This is a genomic window from Vibrio sp. Vb0937 (genome assembly GCF_033338855.1).
The window spans coordinates 1-26489 of record NZ_JAWOTK010000027.1 but is presented as its reverse complement, the minus strand read 5'-3'; the positions used below and the strand labels follow the sequence as shown (position 1 = coordinate 26489).

The window sequence follows — 26489 nt, the reverse complement described above, 5'->3', positions numbered from 1 at the left end:
AAACCGCTCATTATGAGCGGTTTTTTTGTCTTTTCTTGCATTACGTAACTATACAAATAGAAACCGATGGCATAAATTTTTCAAAATGATATAAACCATTACAAAATATAACAAAACGTTAGAACTAGGTTATATCATGAGTCTTGAGCAATCTTTGGAATATCTCACCAAAACAAATTTGCCGATCGAATCAAAGCAGCAGGCACTGGTTGACTCAGTTATTCTTACCCTAACGAAACAAAAACGAGATGCTCTTTTTCAACAGGTTGCTCTGTATCGAATAAAACTGCTTAAATCTCTCTTTCCTAAACACGCATCAAAAAGTCTTTCTGCACTATTTGAGTTAATGGATTATCGAGATTTAGTGCAACAGTATCCGACAGGTTTCTCCAAAGAGATTCGTTTACTTGAACAACTTGCCGCAGATTGTTACCCGCATTGGATGGTTTTCTGGTGTCAATGCGAGATCGAAGCAATCAAGCAAAAATATCCTTCAAACGAAGCTGCGATTCCTACTCCGCTTCCGTTTGACGACCACAGCTATACTAGCGTGTTAATTGAAGATATCGCAGATTGCGATCTTGAGGTAATGCTGCCAAATCATGCAGCGTTAATGCCGATTTCCGAAGCGATCACACTGAATAATCTTGAGCTTTTCGTCCAAACTGAACAATGGTTTGAAATCTTGCCTCTTTTATCACTCTCGCAAAAAGGGCAGCACTTTGCGCTCTTGCTCAAATCGTCATCTTCACCAATCATGGTCTCCTCCGCTTTAGTGCAAGGCTGGCATCAACGAAATAACTGGCTCAGTTACTCACCACAGTTTAGTAACGAACAATGGCAGTTTTGCTTTCCTAATCATGGGTACAGTGTTCTCAATCAACTGGGTATTTTGGAGTGTCGTGCTCTAACTCATGAGCACACTCTTATTGGGTTTGATGCTCAGTTTCAATCTCATGTAAAGAACACTGAAACGGTTTGCGAAGTACTGCGTCTTACGGTGGGAGGCAACATTCAACAAAAGCTGTATTTTTTGTATCTGGCGCAAAAAACTATGATGAGCGAGCTCTATAAAGCAGGCTATAAGCTCGGCTTTACCATTATTGAGCAAGTATTTATGTTAAATTTCTATCAATCTATTGATTTAAGTGCCTACTTTCACTCAGGATACCGCGACATTAACGGTGACGGTACCAAGACATACCGCGGTTTCTGGAATTTAGGTATGATGGTTGAAGCATTTCAAGACATACAATTTCGCGACTACAAACATTGCGTACGAACAAAAAGAATGGATAAAAAGGTGAATGAGCATGCTTGATGTTCATTTGCACGGTCTCTTTTACCCAAAAGCAATGGCATTGTACGCGACTGTACTAATAGTATTCGCTTGGTTACTGTATTACTGCTATCGCCTAAAACAGAAGAGTGAATCAATCTTAGGCTCGCATCACGCGCCTTACATCGCTTATTCCAGCTGTATCATTGTTTGGATAAGCAGCAACGCCTATTTCCATACCGATTTATTGCCAGAATTAGGCTCTGTTGGTGGCATTTTTATGGCTAAGTTAGCGAACTTAGCGTCTTTTTTCGCCTTTGCGTTTGCATTCTATTTTTCTTGCCAGTTAACCGCAGATGTTAAAAAAACAGCGGTCAAAGTCTGGCAAAAAGTCGTCTTTGTCGCACTAGCAACGTATTCACTGTACATCAACTTAGTGCCGAATCTTACTGTCGAAAATGTCACCATTAGTGGTCCAAGCCAGTTCGTCATTGAATTTGGCCCACATACCTCATATTTTTTCATTAGTTTGCTAGCTTTCGTGGTACTAACGCTGCTTAACTTGATTGCCATGCGCGCTAACAGCAGCAAGCTCACGCTAGCAAAAAGCAACTATATGATCGCTGGCATTTTGGTATTCATGTTATCTACGGCAGTGATACACCTTGGAATGACGTATTTCCTTGGCGACTTCTCCCTAACTTGGTTACCACCAGCACTTTCAATCAGCGAAATGTTGTTTGTCGGCTATGCTCTACTTACCTCTCGCTTCTACAGCGCTAAATATCTCACGTACTTAACGGTAAGCGCGCTCTTAGTTTGCGCCATTTTTGTTCTGCCGCTAGGGGCGATATTTATTCCTATCTCTGAAGATAACCAATGGCTTGTTGCGGTACCTTTATGCGCGCTTATCGGTATCACTTGGCACTTGCTTTTTAAGCGAGTCAGTCGTTTCGCTTCGTATTTTATTTATGGGAAACGACACACTCCCGTTCAGCAAATCCTTGGGTTAGAGGAAGAGTTTAAACGCTCAATAGATGATGCTATGCGTCAGTTGGCATCGTTACTTAACATACCAAACAACAAGCTACAGCTAGTCACTAGCAATTACACAGAAACGTTTTACGAAGAGTACCTGCCGTCAAGCAAGTCAGTTCTCGTGCTAGATGAGTTGTCTGAAGAAATTGATTATGCCTCCTCTTCTAAAGGGTCGATGAGAAAGCTCTACGAGCGCATGCGCTCAAGCAATACTGCGCTCGTTATGCCTCTCTTCGGTCGTGGAAAGTCTGTTACTCACTTACTAATTTCTTCACATAAAATAGATAATAAGCTGTTTTCTAATGAAGAAATCTCAGCTCTGCAAACGTTATTAGTTCGCATCCAGAGCACCATTGAAGCCGATAGAAAGGTACGCCAAAGCCGTGCGCTGGCTAACTCCATTGCACATGAAATGCGTAACCCTCTCGCTCAAGTACAATTACAATTTGAAGCTTTAAAACAGCATATAGAGTCAAACGCCTCACTGGATACGCTAAAAAGAGAAATTGATAAAGGTGAAGCCGCTATACAACGCGGTCGACAACTTATCGATATTATTTTACGAGAAGTTAGCGACAGTTCACCAGAGCATGAGCCTTTAGCTCTCACTTCCATACATAAAGCCATCGACCAAGCAGTAAGCCGTTATGGTTTTGAAAACGATCAAATAATAGAGAGAATTAACCTGCCACAGGCACACGATTTTGTCGCGAAGTTAAATGAGACCCTGTTTAACTTTGTCATTTTCAATTTGATTCGTAACGCTATCTACTATTTTGATTCTTATCCCGACAGTCAAATTGAGATTCGTACCCAGACGGGGGCTTACGAAAACATTCTGATCTTCCGAGATAGTGGGCCAGGTATAGATCGCAGTATCTTACACAAGATATTTGATGACTTTTTCTCGTATCAAAAAAGCGGAGGCAGTGGCTTAGGTTTGGGCTATTGCCAACGTGTTATGCGCTCCTTCGGAGGACGAATAGAGTGCCAGTCTGAATTGAATGAGTTCACAGAATTCTACTTGTATTTCCCAGTCGTACCAAACGCACCAAAACCAGAGACATTAAGAGCACCGGACTTTGATAGCTGGAAAGCAACTGCATCACATTCTGAAAATCATTCAGCTCAACACGTACAAGTATCTAAAGATGCACCAACAGTGCTCATTGTTGATGACAAAGAGGTGCAACGCACCTTGGTACAGATGTATTTAAAAAGGCTGGGAGTCAACAGCTTACAAGCAAATAATGGAGCCTCTGCGGTAGAACTATTCCACTCTCACAAGATTGATCTCGTTCTTATGGATGTCCAAATGCCGGTAATGAATGGATTTGACGCAAGCCAACGGATTAAGCAAATCACATCCTCCGTTCCAATCATTGCCTTATCTGGTGAGTCTGGAGCTAGAGAGTTGGAGCTAATTTCGAAACTCATGGATGACAGACTCGAAAAGCCCACCACGTTAAATGCACTTCAAGTCGTCATCCAAAGATGGTTACAGAACGAGAATTTTGCACCTTCCAACACTTTTTAATTTGCAAATATAGAATTGGCACTAGATGTGCATTATTGGGGTAAATCGAATTATCCAGAAGGTCAAGCAGGCTGCAAATGAGTAGCGTATGAGCTTGATAAGGAGATCGCCATGTTACTTCATCGACATACATACTACGGCTTGATTCATCATGGAATCAAAACACTGTTACTTGATCGCTTAGGCCACTATACAGAAGAAGAGTATCATCAATATCTGAGCCTGATGACTGGTAAATCCACTTGCTTCACGATGTCTCTCGAAGAGCTAGAAGCAACGGTCGATAACTTACTGCGGGAAGGCTATTTAGAAGATGTAAAAACGCTTATTTCCCAATATCAACGTGTTGCTTAAGGTTTAAAACTCTCAACTTTATTGCCGCTTCACGCGGCAATTTTTATTCTTTCCATTTGCTGTTTCGACGTGGAAGAAGCTTGCGGGCTGTACGATATACTAAGCGTTACTATTCTTACCTTAACTTCCCCAGTATTCACATCTTGTCAGATTCCGTTAGACTGTCTTCAATTCAACAATTAGGTAGATTTTGCCATCATGAAGCAGATCCTAGACTTTATACCACTCATCGTTTTCTTCGCTTTATACAAGCTGTACGACATCTATGTGGCGACAGGTGCACTGATCGCAGCAACAGGCATTCAGCTTGTCGTCACCTATGCGCTGTATAAGAAAGTCGAAAAGATGCAGCTAATAACATTTGTTATCGTCACTATCTTCGGCGGCATGACCCTTTTCTTCCACGACGACAATTTTATAAAGTGGAAAGTCACCATCATTTACGCGATTCTGGCGATTGGCTTAGCAGTGAGCCACGCATTGGGAAAATCAGCCATCAAAGGTATGCTAGGCAAGGAAATTACGTTACCTGACGCTGTTTGGGCAAAGATTAACTGGGCTTGGGTTGGCTTCTTCTCATTCTTCGCTGGCCTAAACATTTATATTGCTTACGAATTGCCGTTGGATGTTTGGGTTAACTTCAAAGTATTTGGAATGTTGATCGCGACATTTGCCTACATGTTTGCGACTGGCTTTTACATTTATAAACACATGCCAAAAGAACAAAAAAATAACTCATCCGATGTGTCCACTGATGATTAAAAACTCAGTTTTGCTATAATCCGCGACTTCACAGCGGCCTTCGGGTCGCTGTTTTGCTCCATGTATCAGTAAACCGCTCAAACAACGTACCGTTTTCAGACCATTCTTGCTGCTGTAAACCAACTTTCTCTGGTCCGGTATCTGCGGTTTTTTAAGGACCTTTGGTTCTAGGTATTTACTATGTTGGCGCTTAGTTTGAGCGCCTTTAAGATTTAGGATGTCACAATGAGTCAAGAAATTAGCTCTCCGAAAGGTCAAATGCTGCTTCGTACCCTTGCAATGCCTGCAGATACAAACGCCAATGGCGATATTTTTGGCGGTTGGATAATGTCTCAGCTCGACTTAGCGGGCGCGATTCTGGCAAAAGAGATCTCTTGTGGTCGCGTTGTCACCGTTTCGGTATCAAGCATTACGTTCAAAAAACCTGTTGGTGTGGGCGATGTCGTATGCTGCTACGGCGAATGCACTAAGATCGGCCGCACATCCATGAGTGTCGATTTGGAAGTATGGGTCAAACCCGTCAAAGCTCACGGTGTTGGCGAACGCTTCATGGTTTGTGATGCGACCTTCAACTACGTAGCCATTGACAGTGAAGGTAAACCACGTCCGGTTCAGAATTAGTCAACCTACAACGCTAACAGTTAGAAAGGATCTCACATTTTCTGTTGTTCACTTGTGAGAGACACAAAAAAGGCGTTAAATTAACACTTTACCCTACCAATTAAGGAACTATGCTATGTGGTATGTCATCTTTTCACAGGACGTTGAGAACTCGTTGGAAAAACGCATGAGCGTTCGCCCACAACACTTGGATCGCTTACAAAAGTTACAAGACGAAGGTCGCCTTCTTACAGCTGGTCCGATGCCTGCGATAGATTCTGACAATCCTGGTGAAGCTGGATTTACGGGCTCAACTGTCATCGCTGAATTCGCCTCGCTAGAGGATGCTAAAGCGTGGGCAGAAGCCGATCCTTACGTAGCGGCTGGTGTTTACGATAATGTAATCGTGAAACCGTTCAAAAAAGTGTTTTAATTTATGAAAAAATTACTGTGTCTTTTCTTGGTATTTGGTGCTCTGGCTGGCTGTTCATCAACCGATGATAATCAGCGGCAACTTGAGCTTATGGCATCAAACCGAGCAGGAGTCTTGTCAGCGGGCCTCCCTTTAGAGTACGGTCCACTGCAAATAATGCGTGTCTCATCCAACAAAAATGTTGTAGAGATGATGATGATTTATAACGATGGCGCACTCGGTGCAAAGCCGTTAAATCAAGTACTGAATACCAGTATCTATACCTATTGCAGCAACCCAGAAGTTCGCAAGCAAATTGATATGGGCTTGATGTATCGTATTAAGGTACGTAATTCTCGCGGTCAGTTGATGGCAGATGAGTTGGTTTCCGCACAGACTTGTACTCAGGTGAAGTAGCTACAGTAATTTTTGTTGCTTTCGGCATGAGACGATGATTCGCTATTATTGGATAATCTGAAAACGAAAGTTAACAGTTAAGAATAGAAAAACGGAGATCACAGTCTCCGTTTTTATTTGCTGCAACGATGTGTTACGCCAGCTCAGCACGGAGCTTCTTCGCCGCTGAAACCAGATTTGCCAATGCGGCTTCTGTCTCCTTCCAGTTTCGTGTTTTCAGCCCACAATCAGGATTTACCCACAAACGTTGAGCCGGAATTTTTTCTGCCGCTTTCTTGATTAAACCTTCAATCCATTCTTCCGTAGGAATGTTTGGTGAGTGAATGTCATAAACACCAGGGCCAATTTCGTTCGGGTAATTGAACTCTTCAAATGCTTTCAGCAGTTCCATATTTGAGCGAGATGTTTCAATGGTAATGACGTCCGCATCGAGTGCCGCAACCGAATCAATGATTTCATTGAACTCGCTGTAACACATATGAGTGTGAATCTGAGTTTCTGGTTTTGCACTTGCCGCAGAGACCTTAAAGGCATTTACGGCCCATTCTAAGTACGCTTTGTGATCGCGTTTTTTTAGTGGTAAACCTTCTCGAATGGCTGGCTCATCAATTTGAATGATATTGATGCCTGCATCTTGCAGGTCAGACACCTCATCACGCAGTGCCAAAGCAAGTTGCTGCGCAATTTCTTGACGTGTGATGTCTTCACGTGGGAACGTCCAACATAAAATCGTTACTGGTCCAGTCAACATGCCTTTCATCTGTTTGCGGGTTAGCGACTGGGCGTACGTCGACCATTCAACCGTGATCGGTTTTTCACGTTCAATGTCAGCAACTACAATGGCAGGTTTCACACAGCGAGAGCCATAACTCTGTACCCAACCAAATTTGGTCGTTTGAAAACCCGCCAAGTTCTCAGCGAAGTATTCCACCATGTCGTTACGCTCTGCTTCGCCGTGAACAAGCACATCTAGGTCGAGCGCCTCTTGACGTTTTACTGCGTCAGCAATATGTCCTTTAAGTGCTTGGATATATTCAGACTCAGATAATTGACCTGCACGATAAGCGCTGCGCTGCACCCGGATTTCACCCGTTTGAGGAAAAGAGCCGATTGTCGTTGTTGGCAACAAAGGCAAGCCCAATACTTCAGCTTGATGCGCAGCACGCTCTGCATAAGGTGCGCTGCGCTCGGCAAGTGACGCGGTAATGTTGTTTAAACGCGCTTGTACTTGAGGTTTATTCACATGTGTTGCTGTCTTGCGCGCTTTGATTGGCTGGCTATAGGTATCACAAGCGAGAATCGCATTTTGGTCACCATCGAGCGCTCGGCCAAGCAAGGCGACTTCTGCCACTTTTTGTTTTGCAAAGGCAAACCAACTTTTTACTTCTTCGCTCAGTTCTGTTTCCAGTGCTAAATCAACAGGGCTATGTAGCAGAGAACATGAACTGGCAACCCAAAGTTTGTCGCCCAGTTTCTCTTTGACTGGCTGTAGACGCTCGAGTTGGGCACTTAAATCTGAACGCCACACGTTACGACCATTCACAACGCCGGCAGAAAGCACCCACCCCTCCGGTAACTTGGCAACCACATCGTCAAGCTGCTGAGGGACGGCAGATAAATCGATATGCAAACCATCCACCGGTAGCTCTACAATTTTGTCTAGCGTATCGCTTACGGAGTCAAAGTACGTCGTTAGCAGCACTTTTACATCGCTTCGAATCACTTGGTAGGCTAGCTTAAACGAATCAGCCCATTTGCTTTCTAGCTCCAGTGACAAAATTGGCTCATCAATCTGAACCCACTCAACACCTTGACTTGCTAGCTTTGCCAAAATAGCTTGGTAAGCAGTAAGTAAGCGTGGTAGCAGGGTTAAGCGGTCAAACCCTTCTTCGACCTCTTTGCCCAAGTAAAGGTAACTGACTGGGCCAAGCAAAACAGGCTTCACTTGGTGGCCAGCTTGAAGCGCTTCGTTGACTTCTTCAAACAGTTGCGGCCAGCTCACTTCAAACGTATCGTCCTTGCTGAACTCAGGGACAATGTAATGGTAGTTTGTGTTGAACCATTTGGTCATATCCGATGCCGCAGCGCCCGCACAGCTGCAACCCGCCTGAGATTGACCGCGACCCACTTTAAACAACGTATCCAGGTTAGGGAAACCATCAGCGTGACGCTTTGGCACATGACCCAATAGCAACGTGGTCGTCAGTACATGATCGTACCAAGCGAAGTCGCCAGCGGTGGCAAAACTCAGACCAGCATCCGTTTGTGTTTGCCAGTTTTTGGCGCGTAGATCTGCCCCAACCTTTTTAAGCTCAGCTTGTTCAATTTCTCCTCGCCAGTATTTCTCCTGAGCGAATTTTAATTCTCTTTTTTCACCGATACGTGGATAACCTAATATGTGAGTCGTTGTCGCCATGTCCCTATTCCTTTCTCAATTTTGTTCAATTTGTTTGGATCAGAGCATCTTTCGGTAAAGATTAAGATGTCTGGATGGCTAAACTATCGCTCTCATCTGATATTAGAACAACGTCCATTTATTCAACTTGTTTATTAAAAAAATTCATCATGAAGCGACATGATTCGCAAATAAAAACAACAAATAGACGTCTAGACGTTTACATATCCATTTTTTGTCGTTAAGTTATTTACACGATTGCTATTCTGTTCATAGCGAGCAACAAAGGATGAAAGGAATTCATGATAGAGCTAAAACATTTGCGGACACTCACTTCGCTTCGAGACACTGGCTCTCTAACGGCGACAGCGACCGCTTTGCATCTCACTCAGTCGGCACTGTCTCATCAGATCAAAGATTTGGAGGCGCGAATTGGAGGGCAACTGTTCCTGAGAAAGACTCGTCCGGTGAAGTTCACTTCAGAGGGAGAAATCCTATTGCGTCTTGCAGAAGATATCCTTCCGAAACTCGCAAGAGCAGAAAATGATTTAGCGAGCTTGAAAGAGGACGTCAATGGCCGATTACATATGGCCATTGAATGTCACTCTTGCTTCCAATGGCTAATGCCTGCACTTAGGGAGTACCAACTTGCTTGGCCTAGCGTAACATTGGACTTTTCCTCTGGTTTTGGCTTTGAACCACTCCCAGCTCTATTGGCAGGCGAACTCGATCTCGTTATTACTTCCGATATCCAACCTCGATCTGAAGTCCACTACGAGCCTCTATTCGACTTTGAAATGCGTTTAATTACCGCAACCAACCACCCATTGGCGGAAAAAGAAATTATTGATCCGCAAGATCTCGCAGATCAAACCATGCTCTCTTATCCGGTTCAAAAACAAAGGCTAGACGTCGTAAAACACTTTCTTCAGCCAGCAGGAATAGAACCTGCGAAATGGAAGCAAGCCGACAACACTCTCATGTTAGTTCAGATGGTCTCTGCTGGATTAGGGGTGGCGGCACTACCCAATTGGGCGATTTCTGAATTTTCTCGCCAAGGTCTTATTACCAGTAAACCTTTCGGCCAAGGCTTATGGCGTCGCTTGTTTGCTGCAACGCGTCACTCAGAGAAAGAAAAGCGTTACTTACAAGCTTTTTTCGCAACCGCGAGGCTACAATGTAAAAGCCACCTTGACGGAATCAAGGTGGCTTAAAAGATTTGGGTTATGAAAGGCTTAGCGTTGATATGCTTTAAATTGGTTAGTCAATGGATCGTACTGATAACCGAGCATATCAAGCTTGCCGACTACAGACTCTACATCCATCTCATACACTGATACTAACTCGTCAAAACTGTCGCACTCTAAACGTAGCTTTTCGTTGACGATACCTAGCAAAATAGTGCTGTCCAGATTACCTACATTGCTTAAATCCATCGCGACTCTCCTCTTCGACAAGGTATATAAACAAGCGTAGTAGTAATCACGCGAATTTAAAGTGAGTGCGATCTAAAACGTGATCACCTTATACCCAAGCACCAAGAAAGCACTTGGATATAAGCCGTCTAGCTTTGTCTTTAGAATAGAGGTTAAGCCGCGAGAGAAAATAAACCTTGCAGGCTCGTCATCGACGCGAGTGCTAGCAACAAGGCAACGCTCAGTTGCACCTTTTCTGGTTTCTTATGCGTAAAAATATGCCAACACCACACAATAATTGAAGAAATTAACATAGCTAAAGACAGCAAGATTGACTGTGTTGCAGCGTTCAGTGCAGCTTCATTTAACTGGTAAGAAGCAAACAACGTTGCGATGACTAATAGCATTCCAGACACAATGCCCGTAACTGGTAAAATACGGTGAAATGCCTGTAATCTGCTGCGAGCTATCGTAAGCAGCAATTGAGAAAATGACGCCCCAAGGAAAAATATCATTAGCGCCATCGCTATCGATGCTGGCCAGCTTGATTGCTCAAATACTTGAATACTCACATACGCAAAGGCCAAACCATTCGCTAAATGCATCGCCCATAGTGGCCCTTTTTCACGCGTTTTCTTGGTTTGAACCTGAGAATAGAAGTAGAAAATAGCAAACACGATCATAAATGCTTCAATGCGAAGTGACGCAACAGCGAGCCACAATACAGCTACTGCTGGCAACATTTTATGAAGACGTCCTCGCTGACCAGGACAAATATCGCCCTTTATTAGAAGCAAAGTCAGTAGCGCTTGTGCGCCAAATAGCATCGGAGGGAAAGTAACCAGCAATTGTTGAATCATGTTGAATGCACGCTCAAAAGTCATTTTGGGGGGCGATAATATCAAATCAACTATCGCCAAACCACCGAAAGTCGGCCCCCAAATGAGCTAAAACGGTAAGACAATTTTATTCACAGAGAAGCAAGATACTTCAACGCGTCTTCCTGCGTTAAAACTCCACGGTACTCTTCTTTGGTATTACACAGTACCCAAGGGAAACGAATGCCGGTTTTAACCAACTCTCGAATAACAGAGACAGGTAAATCCTCATCAACCAACACAAATTCGGTGCTCATTATCTGATTAACAGGACGTTTCCAAATTCGGCTTTCTCGTTCAGTTTCTCGCTCTGTTCCCATCGAAGGCGTTAGGTGTAAATTCACCGTCTCTTTCGTAATTAACCCAACACAACGATTTTCATTGAGAACAACTAAAGGCGAGCTTGGATTCAAATTCATGTACTCCACTGCCAAGGAGAGCGGTTCTCCAGGGTCCATAGACCTGACTTGTTCATGGCTCACAGATTGCAACACATCACTTTGCTTAGACTCAATCGCGATGTCAGAGAACAGATGCTCATAACTGTCCGCTTTATCCATCAAATCGACAGGCACGGCAGCAGAAAATAGAAAGCCCTGCATGTAATCGACACCGATTTCTGCCAATACTTGAAGTTCTTGCTTAGATTCCACGCCTTCAGCAACCACTTTTACATTCATTTGCTGTGCAAGCTCGGTGACCATTTTCACAATGTTATAGCTGGTGCTCCCTTTATGAATGTTCTTGATGAATTTTCGGTCTATTTTCAGTAAATCAAACTGCCCTTTTTCTAGATAAGAAAAAGAAGAATACCCAGTACCGAAGTCATCAATCGCGATCTCAATGCCCTCTTTCCGCACTTCCTCTAGAGCTCGAGTATGCTCCTCATCTTGTTCAAAATACGCGGTTTCTGTTAGCTCGATAGTTACTCGCTTAGGGTCTACACCACTGGCTTTAATCAAATCATGCGACCGCTGAAGGATCTGAAGAGAATCCAATTTCGTATTGAGGGAGCGATTGATGGTCACGCCCACTTCCTCGCCATAAATTTCTTGTAAGCGCGGAAAGTGCTTCAACGCAGCTTGGCAGACCACATCATCAAGTGCCGCTATGAGTTCTAGATCTTCAATAATAGCGATCATCTTTTGCGTGCAATACGCATCATTTTCATCATAGAAGCGTGCGAGAGCCTCGAACTTAACCACGCTTCCGGTTTGAACGTCGATAATCGGTTGAAAGTAAACGTCCACTAGCCCACTCTCTATTTGCGCCTCCAAAAACGCCTCGAGATGTTGGCGCTTCACTAATTCAGAGTGAAGTTCACTGTCGTAAAAGTTGAAATAGCTACCTTCACCGGAAATAGAGGACAACATCGCTTGCGCTGCATGTGCTAGCGCTTGTCTTGGGCGGTTCGTATCATAGCCAAGGATTGACACACCAGTTTGGCCTTTAACGATAGTGGCATGCATTTTTGTGCCCATTTCATTTCTAAGCTCATTAAAGAACCCTTTCATGGCAATTTGGATCAAACGAACCGGGCTCAACCATTGACAATGAGGGGTCTGCAAGCATACGACAAACACATCCCGAGATAACTGCCCCGCAATACTGGTGTAGCGACTTCGCATAATAAAATCTGCAAAACCTAATTGCTGTTCAAGCAAGTATCTCTCCGAAAACTTGGGTCTGAGTGTCATAACAATGTTGAGTTCTTTATTTCTGCTTTCATTCGCTAAGTTAGCTAATTGGAGTTCAAATTCTTTCCTCGTTGGTAAAAAGGCAGCCCAATCATGCTGTTGTTCACAACGATTTTTCATCCACAACAACGAAGCAGAAATATCCGTAGAAAATCCGAGATAAAGAATTCGTCCAGAGTGAAACGTAAGTCGGTAAATACAAAGATGATGAGCTTGGTTGCTACCGTTTGCTGTTTTGCTCAGCAAGTTACCACACCAACATCCTTCATCATTAATTTGCTGCCACAGCTGCTCATAAAACGCTTGGCTATGGTGAGAGGTACTGAATATATGAGTTTTAAGCCCAACCAGATCTCGGTTTTGATAGCCCATTTGTAACTCAAAGGCACGGTTACAACCTAAGATGCGCGTATCTTCATCGGCAACTAAAACGCCTACATTTGGCAAATCAAAAATCGTTTCGAGGATTTTCGCTAACTCCTCGCAACCAGTGATTGTTAATTGTGGAATGATAGTGCCTTGGATAATGCGCTTATTGAGCCTTTCAAAACTAATAGTAACGTGCACTAAGTTAACGTTTTTTAGCATCATGCAACAAGAAAACCGCCCCCGTCCGCCAAAGAGTTCCACTTCTAGAATTCGTTGTTTTAGCGTTTCTTGTTGCCCCATCAGCATATGATCAAACAAGTTATTTAGGCTGGTTACTGGCGTACTTATCCCAAATGCCTTTGCCATTCCTTGCTGATCACATTCGAACTCGCGAGTATCAATATCGTAAGACCACTCTATAACAGGAGTTAGACTGGAAGTCGTTTGCATTTTTGGATGCACTGTTGTCGTAGATTCACTCATACCCTAGCCCCTTTTTTTGTAATTAGCCCAAGGCTCAAAATTCACAGTCAATTCGCGACATTCCAGTTGGGACCTGCCGATCCTCTTTATAGATGGATTGTGTCAACGATAAGCCTATCGACTTAGAACTATTTCCAGAGCAGCTCAGCCTTTTGCATTTAATATGCACTAATTTGATTATAGGCCTTACCCCATATAAGCACACCATTGCTTATACTTTGTATTAAGATTGCGACATTTTTCATGAACCGATCTATAACCATGAGGCTTTCAAGGTGAAATTAGACAGAAAATCGCCGATAGAGCATTGATATTTTTACAAACCAAATAAAACTCGATGAACTAAGCTGGAATAGATGAGTTTGTTATAGATACCTGATAATCAAATCGCTATAATTCGCGCTCCCTGGAACAGAGAGCAAAATATGACCAATAACATCACTCCTATTCATGAGTACAAAAAATACTGGGCAGAGTGTTTTGGTACGGCACCTTTCTTGCCGACCAGTCGCAAAGAAATGGATGCCCTAGGATGGGATAGCTGTGACATTATCATTGTAACCGGTGACGCTTATGTGGATCACCCAAGCTTTGGTATGGCTATCATTGGCCGCCTGCTAGAAGCACAAGGTTTCCGTGTCGGTATCATTGCTCAACCAGAATGGCAAAATAAAGATGCGTTCATGCAACTTGGTAAGCCAAATCTGTTCTTCGGGATCACTGCGGGTAACATGGACTCCATGATCAACCGTTACACTGCGGATAAAAAACTTCGTCACGATGACGCGTACACACCAAATAACGAAGGTGGCAAACGCCCAGACCGCGCGACTTTGGTTTACTCTCAGCGTTGTCGTGAAGCTTACAAAGAAGTACCTATTGTTTTAGGTGGTATCGAAGCCAGCCTACGCCGTGTTGCGCACTACGATTACTGGTCAGATAAAGTTCGCCGTTCGGTACTATTTGATGCAAAAGCAGACATCCTACTTTTTGGTAACGCAGAGCGCGCACTTGTCGAAGTAGCACATCGCATCGCAAACGGCGAAGAGATCAGTACCATGACCAATATTCGTGGTACTGCCGTGAACTTGCCAGCGGCGCCAGATGGCTACACGGTTATTGATTCTTCTCGCATTGAAAAACCTCGTAAAGAAGCGTTCGTACCAAAGAACCCATACGAAGTAGAAACTCAGTGTGAAACTAAAAAAGACGAACCAGTTGCACAACCAATCACAATTCGCCCATCACGCCACGATGCTGCGACGACTGCGGTCCGTTTACCTTCGTTTGAAAAGCTAAGAAACGATCGCATTCTTTATGCGCATGCAAGCCGTGTACTGCATTTAGAAACGAACCCGTACTCTGGTCGAGCGTTACTTCAAAGCCATGGTGATCGTGAACTTTGGGTAAACCAAGCTCCAATTCCATTGACGACCGAAGAGATGGACTTTGTGTTTGGCCTGCCTTACGCGCGTGTCCCTCACCCTATGTACGGGAAAGCAAAAATTCCTGCGTACGACATGATCAAGACGTCTGTAAACATCATGCGTGGTTGCTTTGGTGGCTGTTCTTTCTGTTCGATTACCGAGCATGAAGGTCGAATCATTCAAAACCGTTCGAAAGAGTCTATCATCAACGAGATTGAAGAAATTCGCGACAAAGTTCCAGGCTTTACCGGCACAATTTCCGATCTTGGTGGCCCGACTGCAAACATGTACCGCCTGGGCTGTAAAGATCCAAAAGCGGAAGCGAACTGTCGTCGTCCTTCTTGTGTATTCCCGGGCATCTGTAACAAGCTAAACACAGACCACAAACACACGATCGATTTATACCGCGAAGCGCGTAAAGTTGAAGGCGTGAAGAAAGTGATGGTTGCATCTGGCGTACGTTACGACCTTGCGATTGAATCACCAGAATACGTGAAAGAGCTCGTGACTCACCACGTAGGCGGTTACTTGAAGATTGCACCGGAACATACAGAGAAAGGTCCTCTTGATCTAATGATGAAGCCAGGCATGGGTACGTACGATCGCTTTAAAGAGATGTTCGAGAAATACAGTGCAGAAGCAGGCAAGAAGCAGTACTTAATCCCTTATTTTATCTCTGCGCACCCAGGCACAGAAGACGAAGACATGCTGAACCTTGCTCTGTGGCTGAAAAAGAACAACTTCGAATGTGACCAAGTACAAAACTTCTACCCTTCGCCAATGTGTAACGCAACGTCGATGTACTACTCAGAGACAAACCCTCTGAAACGCGTGAAGTACAAAAAACGTGAAGATGTACCTGTAGCAAAAGGTGAACGTCAACGTCGCCTGCATAAAGCGCTGTTGCGTTATCACGATCCAGCAAACTGGCCAATGATCCGTGAAGCCCTAGTCAGTATGGGTAAAAAACATTTGATTGGTGACAAACAAGGCTGTCTCGTTCCTGCAGAAGACATTGAAGCACAAACACCTGCGCAACGTCGTAAATCTGGTCGTCACGGGGCAAACCGCTTTGCAACCAAACATACCAAAAACCAACCAGGCTTCGGTGGTCATTTGAACAAACGCTCTGAAGGCGGTTCAAAAGATGGTAAACCATCTGGCAACCGTAACGGTTCGGGTAAAGCTACAGGTGGTCAACGCCCTGCAAGCAACGGCCAACGTCCTAGCGGCAACGGTGCAAACCGCCCGGCAGGTAGCAAGCCGCAAGGCCAAGGTCGCCCACAAGCACAAGGCAAACCAACTGGTCAACGTAAACCAAAGCGTCGCTAACTCTTTAGCACTTAGATACTAGAAAGGGCTCCAGAGGTAACTCTGGAGCCCTTTTGTTTTGTCGGCTCATTGAGGCATCACTCACAACTCAAACTTTGATTCAATCAATACAAAAAATGGTAAACACCAACCAACTTATTGGAAAAACAAACAATTATTTGATTGACGCAAAACCATAAAAATCTAACTCATTGATTTTTAATTGCTTTATTTTGGTGCGATATTTGCGTAACAGAGTAAAACTCTTAAACATGGGCTAACGATGAATAATCCACTTCCCCCAAAAACTTCTATGTTCTGGTATGACAACAGCTATACCTATGAAGAGGCCGTTCAGGCATTTGAAAGCGATGGTACACTGAAATCGCTGAATATCGTTCCAACCACGGAATCTGATGATCTTGCTGGCTCACCCCCAGAGCGCAGTATGTTTTGGGAGGGAGAAACAAAAAAAATCGATCCGCCACCGCCGTCTGAACCAGAGCCTCTCAATTTAAAAACTGAGAAAGAAGCAACGGAAGCATCACCTGCGCACTTTATCCCAGTCCGCTATGCCATCGATCAGCTAGAAACAGAAGAGACACAACCTTTTGGTTTGCCTGAAGAATGGAAAGGCCAAGGCCCAGCCAAACTCAATACCGTTGGTTACACCCTGCGTCAACTGCGCGACGGTTGGCTGTATGTCTATGATGCAATCAACAAAAGCTTAGACGAATACGAAATCAAAGGAACGCAATTCACGCTCTATAAGTTGGGAGAATCAGAAAGCCCAAAATCAGAGCAGCGTGGGACACCACAAGATGCAAAGCCCTTCCTTACTTACGTCAACGGAAGCGTACTATCGATTTGCTTCTCTGAGCACCGGTGGACATGGCACACGTTCATGCGCGTACTTAACAATCCGAGTAATCATATCGATCGCATGCAAACCATTGTTCTGTCCTCAAACGAGAATCAGCACAACATTGCACCAATAGATAAGTTAACCCAAGTCGCTGATATTGAATCTTCTACCGTCGATGATGGTCGCTTTGCGGATTCTGGCATCGCCACCAAAGCAGATGAAGATGGTTCTGTCTTTAAACCTGTCGCAGTCGAAAGCGATTTAACCTCTGCGATTCCAGAAGAAGAATCAGGCTACTTCGTCGCGATAAAAGATTACGCCGCAGACATTCAAGATATGTCACTGCATTTTGTTGGTGCCGCAAGCCCTTACCGCCTTTTCACTGACCAGTTTTCAAACCAGTGGAACTTGATGCAGACCGCCATGCAACTGTGTATGTTTGGTGCAAGTGACGAGATAGACATGCCAGCTAGCGTTAAGCGTAACGGCGAAGAGCTGTCGTTTTATACCGACATGGCTGACTATTATGACTCCTCTCACCAACTTGATTTGGCAGAGCAGAACAAAAGCTCAGTTCAGTCCGGCTATCCTGCTAAATTTTCCGCTGGAGCGATTGAATCACACCAACATACCCAAAGTGACATTGCTAAAGCGATACAGGACAAATATCGAATTTCTGCGAGCCGTTTTGGTAAATACGAACAATGGATAGCGACTGAACGCTGGCGTCAGCAGCTCAACTGGAAGCAAATGCTGAGCGAGATGCAAGAGCTGTCAGAACAAAAAGAAACCATGCTAGCCCAAGTGGTTTCGGTCAAACGCGACTTTATCGCAGTAATGGAGTCCTTAACGCCGCATCATCTCGAAAGAACCTTCGACCTATACAGCGAAGACACGCAGTACAGCTTGTATCAACTACACAAGCAAGCGGTTGAGTCATTTACTTTGGTGATACAAGAAGAAGACCGCCAATGGGCTGAAAGCCAATGGGAGAAACCAACCAGTTTACTTGCTCTCTATGCCTCTGGGTTTAGTCGTAGTTTATTTAAAGTGATGGAGAAGAATATTACAGAGGCGCTTGATGAACAGTCGATCGTCTCAGGAAATCCTGAACCTGATAATCAGTTGATGGACCAGATATCTGATACAAGCAACCGCGTGAATATGTACTCTAAGATCATGGACTTTGTTTCCAACCCAAACACTGCGGAAACAGCCTTTCTCAAAGATATCGCCAAAGGTTTCCAAGAGCTGGATATTATTTTTAAATCTGCAATAGGTGCGCTTGCAAAAGGCGTTGTAGAGTTTGGTGTTAGCATGACCTCACAAGTATCAATTTCGCTGATGCCTGTTTTCGCTAAACCTCTGAACCGTCATAGCTATTATTTATTTGCCGTTATTGCAGAACATATGGCACACAATATGCCCGTAACAATAAAAGAAGGTTACGCTCACGATTTTAAAAAATGGAAAACACGCGTAAATGATTATCTGATTAAGCTCGAAAAAAACGATGCAATCATTGCTGACTTCCAGAAAAATAACCGCAAAGCTGACTCTAAATACACAACAGCTTTAAAAAATAAAAAGACTATTAAGAAGGCTCTCGCTGTAGCTACATTGGAGTACCCGCAGTACATTGAGTTACCTGATGATCTACCTCAAAGAACCATCGAGCTTAGAACGCGGATCGTGATGAATAAGCTCAATGATTTGAATAAACTGTTCGAGAATGCCGGTGGTCTAGGCTTTCTGGCATTAATATTTAACTGCATCGCGCTTGGTGATGCCATGAGCAGTATTCAAGACACGGGGTTAATGTCCTCAGATGAATTTTTGGATATCCAGCAAAAGTTATTTTACACAGTCAACGCTTGGACAGGTGTTCGTACAGGTAAGTTATGGGAGAAAGTGAAGGGTGAACCTAGGTTAAGGTCACATTCATATAATGTCTTAAAAAAGTTAGTGAATAGAAACGAAGATACCTTTAAAAACTTAAACCTTGATGACCTAAAGGTATTCAATAAATGGCTAGCAATCACAGGGGCTTTAGGTGCGTTAGCTTCGGGTATTGAGGCTTACCGTTCTTGGCAGAGTGCTGACAAAGTTTATGGTCAAGAAAAATATCTGCATGTAGCAAATTCCCTAGTATTAACAGCAATGTCAGCTGTCGGTATATTCCAAGTATACGGAGGGTTAACTGGACAATTTGCATTAAACTTATCCTTTGGCGGGCCTATAACGGCCGGCCTGGTTATTCTCACGATTGCATACCTAGCCATCAATTATAAGTTGAATAAACTGAAACAAGATGATTTCCAAAAATGGTTAGATAAACTGCCTTGGGGTTATCACCCGACTCGCACTCAGTGGAGCCAATCTTCGAGCTTACCCGAACGAGAGAAGCATAATTCAGCATTGGTTCAGCAAGCGCTGTTTGACTTACAATCTATTATTCAACAGCCTACGGTATACCATCAACCTATTGAAAAAGTACAAGCTTACCCAGGTTACACACATCGTGAGTTAATCGGTTTGGAAGTGCATATTCAACTGCCAAGGCGTGCTGCAACGAATGGTATTACGTTGAGAACTAACAGCAAGGCAACAGAAGATGATTTGATGTCAGGCTCGTGGCATCAAAACGCAGATTTAGTCACGCTACAAACTCAAGATCAAGCGAGCAAAGAATCACTGGTGTACAAAGTAACCTTGCCAATTGAAGAAGCAGATCATTACCTTGCAATGCAAGTAGCTTACGATGTGGAAGATGATGCCCCTGCTAAGCGTGAGTATTGGTTCCAAAACGGCATAAAACAGAGTGCAACTTATGGCATTATTTCAGACAATATCAAACAAGACATAATTAAAAAAACACTCACCCCCGCTGTTGGCACACTAGGTTTTCAGGAGTAACCCTTGGCATATTCACCGTTTTATATCACCCCAGAAGAATTGGCGGTTTATCAAGAAGCACAAGAGCAAGAGATTCTCAAAGGGGACAATTTAACAACATGGCATAAGTATGATGTAGAAGAGCCATTTCGCTACCATTACAAGTTAACGGCTTTGCCATTTATGAGCTTCTTATTTGGAATTGTATTTTTGACACACTCAAGTGATACGCTTGTCGTGACCTTTTTTGGCCTTATCTTGTCAGTAATGATGGCCGGGATCTTTTATCTTACGATTGGCCTCGACTATCGCTATGACTATATCTTTTCTGACAAAGGCTTTGTGATGAAGAAGCGTCGCAACATGCCTAAGTGGGCGAATACCGCCACACAAGCCGTTGGCTGGATCGGTGCGGTAGTTTGCGTTTTGATGGTAGCGGTAGTTGGCCCGATGGCGTTAGCTGGAGCGGGCGCTCTTATTTTATTCTCATTTGGTATGTTAAAACGCAAGCCCGATGAACCAACAGAAGTGAGAATTGGAGAGCGTGAAGATTGGTTGTTTGCCGACTACAACAAAAAGCGCAAAGTGATCCAGTTCTACTTTAAGCAGGATAAGTGTGAATATATCGATATGGAACACAACACTATTGTCCGTTCACATAGTAGATCTGATTGCTACGTATTTTTCAAAACTGAAACGGACTTAGAATCGATGGTAAATCAGTTAGCTACGGAATATAAGCTGGATTGTACAGAGGTAGATGACCACAAAAAGCTGTTTGAATCGAAGCCAGAAGCTAGACTGTTTAACATTCCTGTTTGTAATAGAGAATATAAAGCCGATGAGGTATTTGATTTAAGAGCATCAAATGCCCCGCTTCCTGAGCGTGAATACCTTTACAACGGTAAGTGGCAAACCGAGTCTGAAATCGAACAATCAAAATCTGAACTAACGGCAGCCAAGGTATAAACCTTGGCTTATTTACCTTTTTACATCCCCCCATGAAAAGCTTTAGGTTTACTCTGATGTACAAAAAGAAAAATTGGTTCAAATAACGAATTTTTAACTCGAGGATAGGATAGTAAGCCCGAACCTTTCTATCCTCAACTAAACACCCATTTTGCACTGAGTAAATAGTTACTCACCATGCCTGCCAATATGCCTAAGATCAAAGCCAAATAGACCATCACCCCTTGCGTTCCTAGCGCGAGCGTTACGCCTTTGAACACAATAAAGTTCGGCAAAGCACTGATAAAGGCACTCGCCATAAATTTTTGCCATTGAGCGAAAGGGTTGGTTTTTTCTGCTTGATAGAAAGTCAGCCAGCGATTGCCAAGCCACGTCGTGGTTGCCGCAAACAAAAATGCTATCCCACGAGCCAACATCAGCTCCAGACCAAACCAATGGAACAACACAGAAAAGATAAGGGTGTCGACCATAAAGCCGACACCACCTACCAGAGCAAACCTTGTTAACGAAGCAAACCTTTCTAAAGAAGCAAATCTTGGTAATTTGCACATTCCGTTACCCAACCACACAGGTGTAGAGTGAGCGTTTCGATTTTGCTGTGAACTCGTTGGTACAACTCAACGCATTTTCATGAATCATGCTATCCACTTGCTGCGATTTACCAATCAGGTGGAATTTCTTCAGATTGTTTAAGTCATTCTTATCTTCAAGCTTTTTCGCCTGACCATGACTATAGAACTGGCCTGAGAACGGGCGCTTACCAATGTAGAAGACTGGAGCGTTGTCATTAATTTGCGCGAAGATGATGCGGTCGCTGCGGCTATCTGCTTTGCCCATATTCAAAACCAACATCGCAATCATAAGCAGCGCTGGCAACACCGCTGCCGTTCCGGTCAGCCATTTGAAATCGTGTTTATCCACCAGCATCGCAATCAAGATACCCAATGCAGGCACACCCGGTAGCACGTAAGCAGGCAAAATATTCCCAGCCATGGTGAACAAGATCATTGGGGAAATCAGCCAACACATCAGGAAGCTAAACAAACCTTGATGATCAGTTTCAATGGCTTTGAGCACCTTACGACGTTTCCACGCCAAGATAGGCAATACAATTGACCAAGGCGCAGCCGACTGTAGCCAGAATACCCAGATCATCCCACGTGGTTGATCATGAGCAGAACCATACAGATCCCCTTCCCAACCGCTGACAACAAAACGCTTAAAGTGCTCGCCAACAATGAAGTAATCAATAAATCCAGGCGTCGCCATTTCAGCCATGATGTACCAAGGTAGAGCAATCGCCAGCATGAGCGCCAACCCCGACACAATTGGAAAACGCTGCCACAAGGCTTTGAAGGCACCAAAGAAACCATGCTGAATCACGAGCCAAGGAAATACTGCGATGCCCATGATCACGATCGCCACTGGACCTTTCGCTAACAGCCCGCAAGCCAAGCCAAAGAAACCGAGGTAACCCCACAATCGGCTGTGTTTGTCTTTGCCAAGCCAGCAATAGTAAAAACCAACCATCGCCATCGTCATTGCCAACGTCAGTGCCATGTCTGTCATCACCGCACCCGCCGCAATTGAAAAGATGCCACACGTCGCCAGTACCAACGCTGCGATGACAGCATTAAAGCCTGCACGATGCGCCATGAAAGCAACAAAAACAATCGTCGCAACACCCGCTAACCAATGAGGCGCGCGCACTGCAAATTCATTCAATCCAAACAGCTCAATGCCGTAAGCACTCATCCACGTGAACAGGGGGGGCTTCCCCCAAAAAGGCACGCCGTAATCAAACTGTGGGGTAAGCCAATTGCCGGTTTCCACCATTAAGCGCGCCATTTCGCCGTAGCGGGCTTCTGTGGTGTCCATCAAAGGGTAAGCAGCAAGTGAAATAAGACGGAGTAAAAGAGCAAACGCCAACAACAACCACAAATGGGTTTTATTAATACTCATGATTACGCGGTTTCTCCAAGTTTAAACTTCATGGTTTGGATGGATTGATGTTTTGCAGGCTGCTCGTAAACGGACTGAACAAGATAAAGAGGACGTTGCTTGGTCTCGACAAAAATGCGGCCAATGTACTCGCCCAAAAGGCCAATCGACAGCAGTTGCACACCGCCCAAGGCAAGTTGGACGACCATCATGGATGGGTAACCAGTGACGGGTTCACCAAACACAACGGTTTTCATCACTATGAATACGCCATAGATAAAGGCACTGAACGCCACTAACGCACCAGCAAGTGTCGCTAAGCGCAAAGGGCGAATGGAAAACGAGGTAATGCCATCCATTGCAAGGCCAATCAGCTTGAGATAGTTCCATTTGGTCTCACCACAGAAACGAGCGTCACGCTCAAACTGAACCGTCACTTGCTTGAAACCCGGCCAAGAAAAAATGCCCTTCATGTATCGGTTACGTTCTGGCAGCGCATTGATGTGCTTAACCACTTTTGCGCTCAGTAGACGGAAATCGCCCACGTTCTCAGGCACATCCAATTTCGCCATGCTGTTAAGCACTTTGTAAAAGCAAGCGGCCGAGAAGCGTTTGAACCAAGTTTCACCGTGGCGCTCGCTGCGCTGCATGTTCACCACGTCATACCCTTCACGCCATTTTGATACCATTTGCGGGATCAACTCAGGCGGGTCTTGCAAGTCGGCATCAATCACGATCACCGCTTCACCTTGACAGTGTTCCAGACCCGCACTCATGGCGGACTCTTTGCCGAAGTTACGGCTTAGTGCAATACAACGAACGTCGCTAGAAGATTGAGAAAAGTTTTGCGCGATCATTAGGCTCTCGTCTTTGCTGCCGTCGTCCACATAAACGATTTCACAGCGTTCTGGCATTTCATCCAAAACGGCGGCTAAACGACGATGAAATTCAGGTAAGACTTCTTGCTCGTTAAAGAATGGCACCACAACAGACAAAACTGTTTTAGGCTCAGTGTGTTGGCTCACCTTTGAAAAGGTTGCAGCGTGAATGTTGAAGGTTGACATGCTACTCTTCCACTAAATCCGATGAATGAATCCAGTCTACAAACATCAACGTGAAAGAGATGTTATTGACATCTTTTTCACGTCCTTAGTGAATAATGTTCGGTTAAGACGAAGTCTTATTTTCGAACACCTGCCCACTTGGAGAGAAATACATGAAACGCGTACTTTTAGTCGAAGATAATCGAGAAATTGCAGGCATGCTGTTCGATTATTTTGAGTGTGCAGGTATGGAACTCGATTATGCAGACAACGGCGAACTCGGCCTGAAACTAGCGATGGAAAACACCTTCGACATCATCTTGCTCGATCTCATGCTGCCACGCATGGATGGCCTGACCATGTGTAATAAACTTCGCGACGCGGGCAACAACACACCGGTACTTATGCTGACGGCGCTCGATAGCCGTGACGATATGCTCAAAGGCTTCCAACACGGTGCGGATGACTATCTGACCAAACCTTTCGATCTGGATATTCTTGAAGCGCGTATGATGGCACTGATCCGCCGTTACCGTGGCACTGTCGCATCGAGCAAGTTGGAATACGGTGAAGTGTCTATCGACCAAAAAACGCGTAAAGCTTATCGCCAAGATAAACTGTTGGCGCTAAACCCTACCACTTACACCATTCTGGAAATGCTTGTGAAAAGCGCGCCAGACGTAGTGACACGCGAAGAAATTGCCTTCCAACTTTGGCAAGAGAACGAGCCGAACAACGACGTTCTGCGCAGCCACATTTACCAACTTCGCAACCAACTTGATAAGCCATTTGAACAACATGTGCTTATCACCGTGCCGAAAGTTGGCTTCCGCTTGGAGACAGGTGCATGATCAATCGCTTACTTGCTAGCACGCAAAGCACACAAAGTATGACAGGGCGACTCGCTCTGTTTTTCTCTTTTGTGTCGGTCGTGATTGGCATCTTCTGCTTTTTGTTGATTACCGGCTCCCTGCTTTGGTCTGAAGACCGCGTGGGCGAGCGTCGTATTATGGTCGACAAAAAAGAAGCAATTGAACATTTCCAGTCCCACCCAGAGCAAGGCAGTATTCAGCTTGACCTGCTCACCACTGCATACAACGACATCTCATTGGTTGCCGAGCGCTATCAAAAATACCTGATTGGTCAAAAGCACTTTCTTGATGAAGTAGAAGACGGTGAATACTCGCGCATGGTTTACATGAGCACTTACACCTACAAAGGCGTTGAACATCCCGTTATTCTGGTTTCCTTGATTGATGAAATCGAGATCACCTCAGAGGAATTCATTCTCGTCGTCGCTATGGTGCTGTCCATTGTCGCCGTGCTGGTGTTTCTGTTTGGTAGTCTGCTGCTGCGCTTATCACAGCGCTTAATTGAACCCGTCAATGCGCTTAAAACTCAACTCGATCACCACCAAGGCGATGCCACGCAGACCTTTAGTGTGCCTGAGGGCTCGGCCAAAGAGTTCCAAACCCTCGCGGATGAGTTGAATGAATATCGCCACAAAATCAACCAAGTCATCAAGCGAGAGCAAGCCTTTGCACGATACGCAAGCCATGAACTGCGTACACCGTTAACCGTGATGAAAGGCTCAAGTAGCTTACTGGCGAGAAGTGCGAACACAGATTTCCAGACCCGCCAAGTGAATCGAATTCAGGATGCAACGCAGCAAATGTCGACTATGGTGGATGCCCTACTCGGCTTAGTACGTTACGAGCGTAATGCAGATGATTCACCAGTGCGCAGCATCACCGAAGAAGAACTCAACCAAATCATCTTCCAAAGCCAAGCTCAGGCGGATGAGAAAGCACTCAACTTTAATGTACAGAACGACGGCAACCCAAGAACGCGTGCGACCAATGCCGTGTTGACCATAATTCTTGGTAACCTGATTCGCAACGGCATCGCCGCGACACCATCGGGATCAATTCATATCAGCATGGATGAAAACACCATCTCGGTGCGCGATGAAGGTGAAGGCTTTTCGACCATTCCGCACTCAGATGGGCACGGATTAGGTTTGATGATTGTGGATGATTTGTGCCAACGCTATGGCTGGCAATTTAAGATTGGTACACATCCAGAAGGTGGTTGTGAGGCAGTAATTGATCTTGCGTCAGAGCATCAGGAATAACCGAAATGGTTGTACTGAAACACAGACTTTTTATCTGGGTTTAATGGCGTTACACTACGCGCCCTTTTTAACGGCAAGGTCGCGTGGTTGGACACGTCAGCAGTCACATGAAACTCTCTGAAAGCCCGATAACTCAACACAACTTCAACGGTCATACGTTTTTTCTTAAGCGTGATGACATGCTGCATTCTCACTTTTCTGGGAACAAAGCACGTAAGTTTATGGCGTTAATGGAAGAGCAAAATCCCGACATCACCACGTTAATAAG

Annotated in this window: 20 protein-coding genes and 1 pseudogene; 14 read left to right on the top strand and 7 right to left on the bottom strand. The window is 44.6% G+C overall.

Annotated elements, in window-relative coordinates; translation table 11 throughout:
• Positions 1 to 136: 136 nt before the first annotated feature.
• The 7 genes from R7P67_RS20075 to R7P67_RS20045 all read left to right on the top strand — a co-directional run bounded on the left by R7P67_RS20075 (position 137) and on the right by R7P67_RS20045 (position 6399).
• A complete protein-coding gene (locus R7P67_RS20075) occupies positions 137 to 1321 on the top strand; it encodes an acyl-homoserine-lactone synthase (RefSeq protein ID WP_262653441.1) in 1185 nt (394 codons plus the stop codon).
• Complete coding sequence (locus R7P67_RS20070) at positions 1314 to 3854, top strand: hybrid sensor histidine kinase/response regulator (RefSeq protein ID WP_262653440.1); 2541 nt, start codon at positions 1314 to 1316, stop codon at positions 3852 to 3854. Before R7P67_RS20075 ends, R7P67_RS20070 begins: the two co-directional genes overlap by 8 nt.
• A 111-nt stretch (positions 3855 to 3965) precedes the next feature.
• Positions 3966 to 4208, top strand: a complete 243-nt coding sequence (locus tag R7P67_RS20065; protein ID WP_005376770.1) for a hypothetical protein — start codon at positions 3966 to 3968, stop codon at positions 4206 to 4208.
• A gap of 198 nt (positions 4209 to 4406) precedes the next feature.
• Complete coding sequence (locus R7P67_RS20060; RefSeq protein WP_213874780.1) at positions 4407 to 4970, top strand: septation protein A; 564 nt, start codon at positions 4407 to 4409, stop codon at positions 4968 to 4970.
• Between the two features lie 225 nt (positions 4971 to 5195).
• Positions 5196 to 5591, top strand: a complete 396-nt coding sequence (gene yciA / locus R7P67_RS20055; RefSeq protein WP_005376768.1) for an acyl-CoA thioester hydrolase YciA — start codon at positions 5196 to 5198, stop codon at positions 5589 to 5591.
• A 115-nt stretch (positions 5592 to 5706) separates the two neighbouring features.
• Positions 5707 to 6003, top strand: a complete 297-nt coding sequence (locus R7P67_RS20050) for a YciI family protein (protein ID WP_005376766.1) — start codon at positions 5707 to 5709, stop codon at positions 6001 to 6003.
• A gap of 3 nt (positions 6004 to 6006) precedes the next feature.
• Positions 6007 to 6399, top strand: coding sequence for a GspS/AspS pilotin family protein (locus R7P67_RS20045; RefSeq protein WP_005386726.1), 393 nt, complete (start codon positions 6007 to 6009; stop codon positions 6397 to 6399).
• 133 nt (positions 6400 to 6532) lie between these two features.
• On the opposite strand, the gene metE is transcribed toward R7P67_RS20045, so the two are convergent.
• A complete protein-coding gene (gene metE / locus R7P67_RS20040) occupies positions 6533 to 8815 on the bottom strand; it encodes a 5-methyltetrahydropteroyltriglutamate--homocysteine S-methyltransferase (protein WP_262653437.1) in 2283 nt (760 codons plus the stop codon).
• A gap of 281 nt (positions 8816 to 9096) precedes the next feature.
• Between metE and metR the strand changes: the two genes are divergently transcribed.
• Positions 9097 to 10008, top strand: a complete 912-nt coding sequence (gene metR, locus R7P67_RS20035; RefSeq protein WP_005376763.1) for an HTH-type transcriptional regulator MetR — start codon at positions 9097 to 9099, stop codon at positions 10006 to 10008.
• A gap of 21 nt (positions 10009 to 10029) precedes the next feature.
• Here the strand turns inward: metR and R7P67_RS20030 are convergent, their stop codons facing one another.
• The 3 genes from R7P67_RS20030 to R7P67_RS20020 form a co-directional block, all read right to left on the bottom strand.
• A complete protein-coding gene (locus tag R7P67_RS20030; RefSeq protein WP_005376762.1) occupies positions 10030 to 10230 on the bottom strand; it encodes a DUF4250 domain-containing protein in 201 nt (66 codons plus the stop codon).
• A gap of 152 nt (positions 10231 to 10382) precedes the next feature.
• Complete coding sequence (locus R7P67_RS20025; protein WP_064368604.1) at positions 10383 to 11093, bottom strand: hypothetical protein; 711 nt, start codon at positions 11091 to 11093, stop codon at positions 10383 to 10385.
• Between the two features lie 86 nt (positions 11094 to 11179).
• A complete protein-coding gene (locus R7P67_RS20020) occupies positions 11180 to 13636 on the bottom strand; it encodes an EAL domain-containing protein (RefSeq protein ID WP_213874782.1) in 2457 nt (818 codons plus the stop codon).
• Positions 13637 to 14061: 425 nt separating this feature from the next.
• On the opposite strand from R7P67_RS20020, the gene R7P67_RS20015 reads away from it, so the two are divergent.
• The 3 genes from R7P67_RS20015 to R7P67_RS20005 all read left to right on the top strand — a co-directional run bounded on the left by R7P67_RS20015 (position 14062) and on the right by R7P67_RS20005 (position 21103).
• Positions 14062 to 16395 carry a YgiQ family radical SAM protein gene (locus R7P67_RS20015; protein WP_213874783.1) on the top strand — a complete coding sequence of 778 codons (2334 nt, stop codon included), beginning with the start codon at positions 14062 to 14064 and terminating at the stop codon, positions 16393 to 16395.
• 262 nt (positions 16396 to 16657) lie between these two features.
• Positions 16658 to 20155 (top strand): T6SS effector BTH_I2691 family protein, encoded by a 3498-nt coding sequence (locus tag R7P67_RS20010; RefSeq protein ID WP_167415324.1) that lies wholly within the window; start codon positions 16658 to 16660, stop codon positions 20153 to 20155.
• 3 nt (positions 20156 to 20158) lie between these two features.
• Positions 20159 to 21103 carry a hypothetical protein gene (locus R7P67_RS20005; RefSeq protein WP_167415325.1) on the top strand — a complete coding sequence of 315 codons (945 nt, stop codon included), beginning with the start codon at positions 20159 to 20161 and terminating at the stop codon, positions 21101 to 21103.
• Positions 21104 to 21237: 134 nt separating this feature from the next.
• On the opposite strand, the gene R7P67_RS20000 is transcribed toward R7P67_RS20005, so the two are convergent.
• The 3 genes from R7P67_RS20000 to R7P67_RS19990 are packed head-to-tail and all read right to left on the bottom strand — an operon-like array spanning position 21238 to position 24108.
• Complete coding sequence (locus R7P67_RS20000; protein WP_262597335.1) at positions 21238 to 21654, bottom strand: GtrA family protein; 417 nt, start codon at positions 21652 to 21654, stop codon at positions 21238 to 21240.
• 4 nt (positions 21655 to 21658) lie between these two features.
• Complete coding sequence (locus R7P67_RS19995) at positions 21659 to 23065, bottom strand: ArnT family glycosyltransferase (RefSeq protein WP_045412049.1); 1407 nt, start codon at positions 23063 to 23065, stop codon at positions 21659 to 21661.
• 2 nt (positions 23066 to 23067) lie between these two features.
• Positions 23068 to 24108 (bottom strand): glycosyltransferase family 2 protein, encoded by a 1041-nt coding sequence (locus R7P67_RS19990; protein ID WP_167415328.1) that lies wholly within the window; start codon positions 24106 to 24108, stop codon positions 23068 to 23070.
• A gap of 152 nt (positions 24109 to 24260) precedes the next feature.
• On the opposite strand from R7P67_RS19990, the gene R7P67_RS19985 reads away from it, so the two are divergent.
• From R7P67_RS19985 to R7P67_RS19975, 3 genes and pseudogenes are all read left to right on the top strand, one after another.
• Positions 24261 to 24938, top strand: a complete 678-nt coding sequence (locus R7P67_RS19985; protein WP_005389368.1) for a response regulator transcription factor — start codon at positions 24261 to 24263, stop codon at positions 24936 to 24938.
• Positions 24935 to 26221, top strand: a complete 1287-nt coding sequence (locus tag R7P67_RS19980; RefSeq protein WP_213897749.1) for a sensor histidine kinase — start codon at positions 24935 to 24937, stop codon at positions 26219 to 26221. Before R7P67_RS19985 ends, R7P67_RS19980 begins: the two co-directional genes overlap by 4 nt.
• 107 nt (positions 26222 to 26328) lie before the next feature.
• A pseudogene (locus tag R7P67_RS19975) lies at positions 26329 to 26489 on the top strand (1-aminocyclopropane-1-carboxylate deaminase/D-cysteine desulfhydrase); the annotation flags it as partial.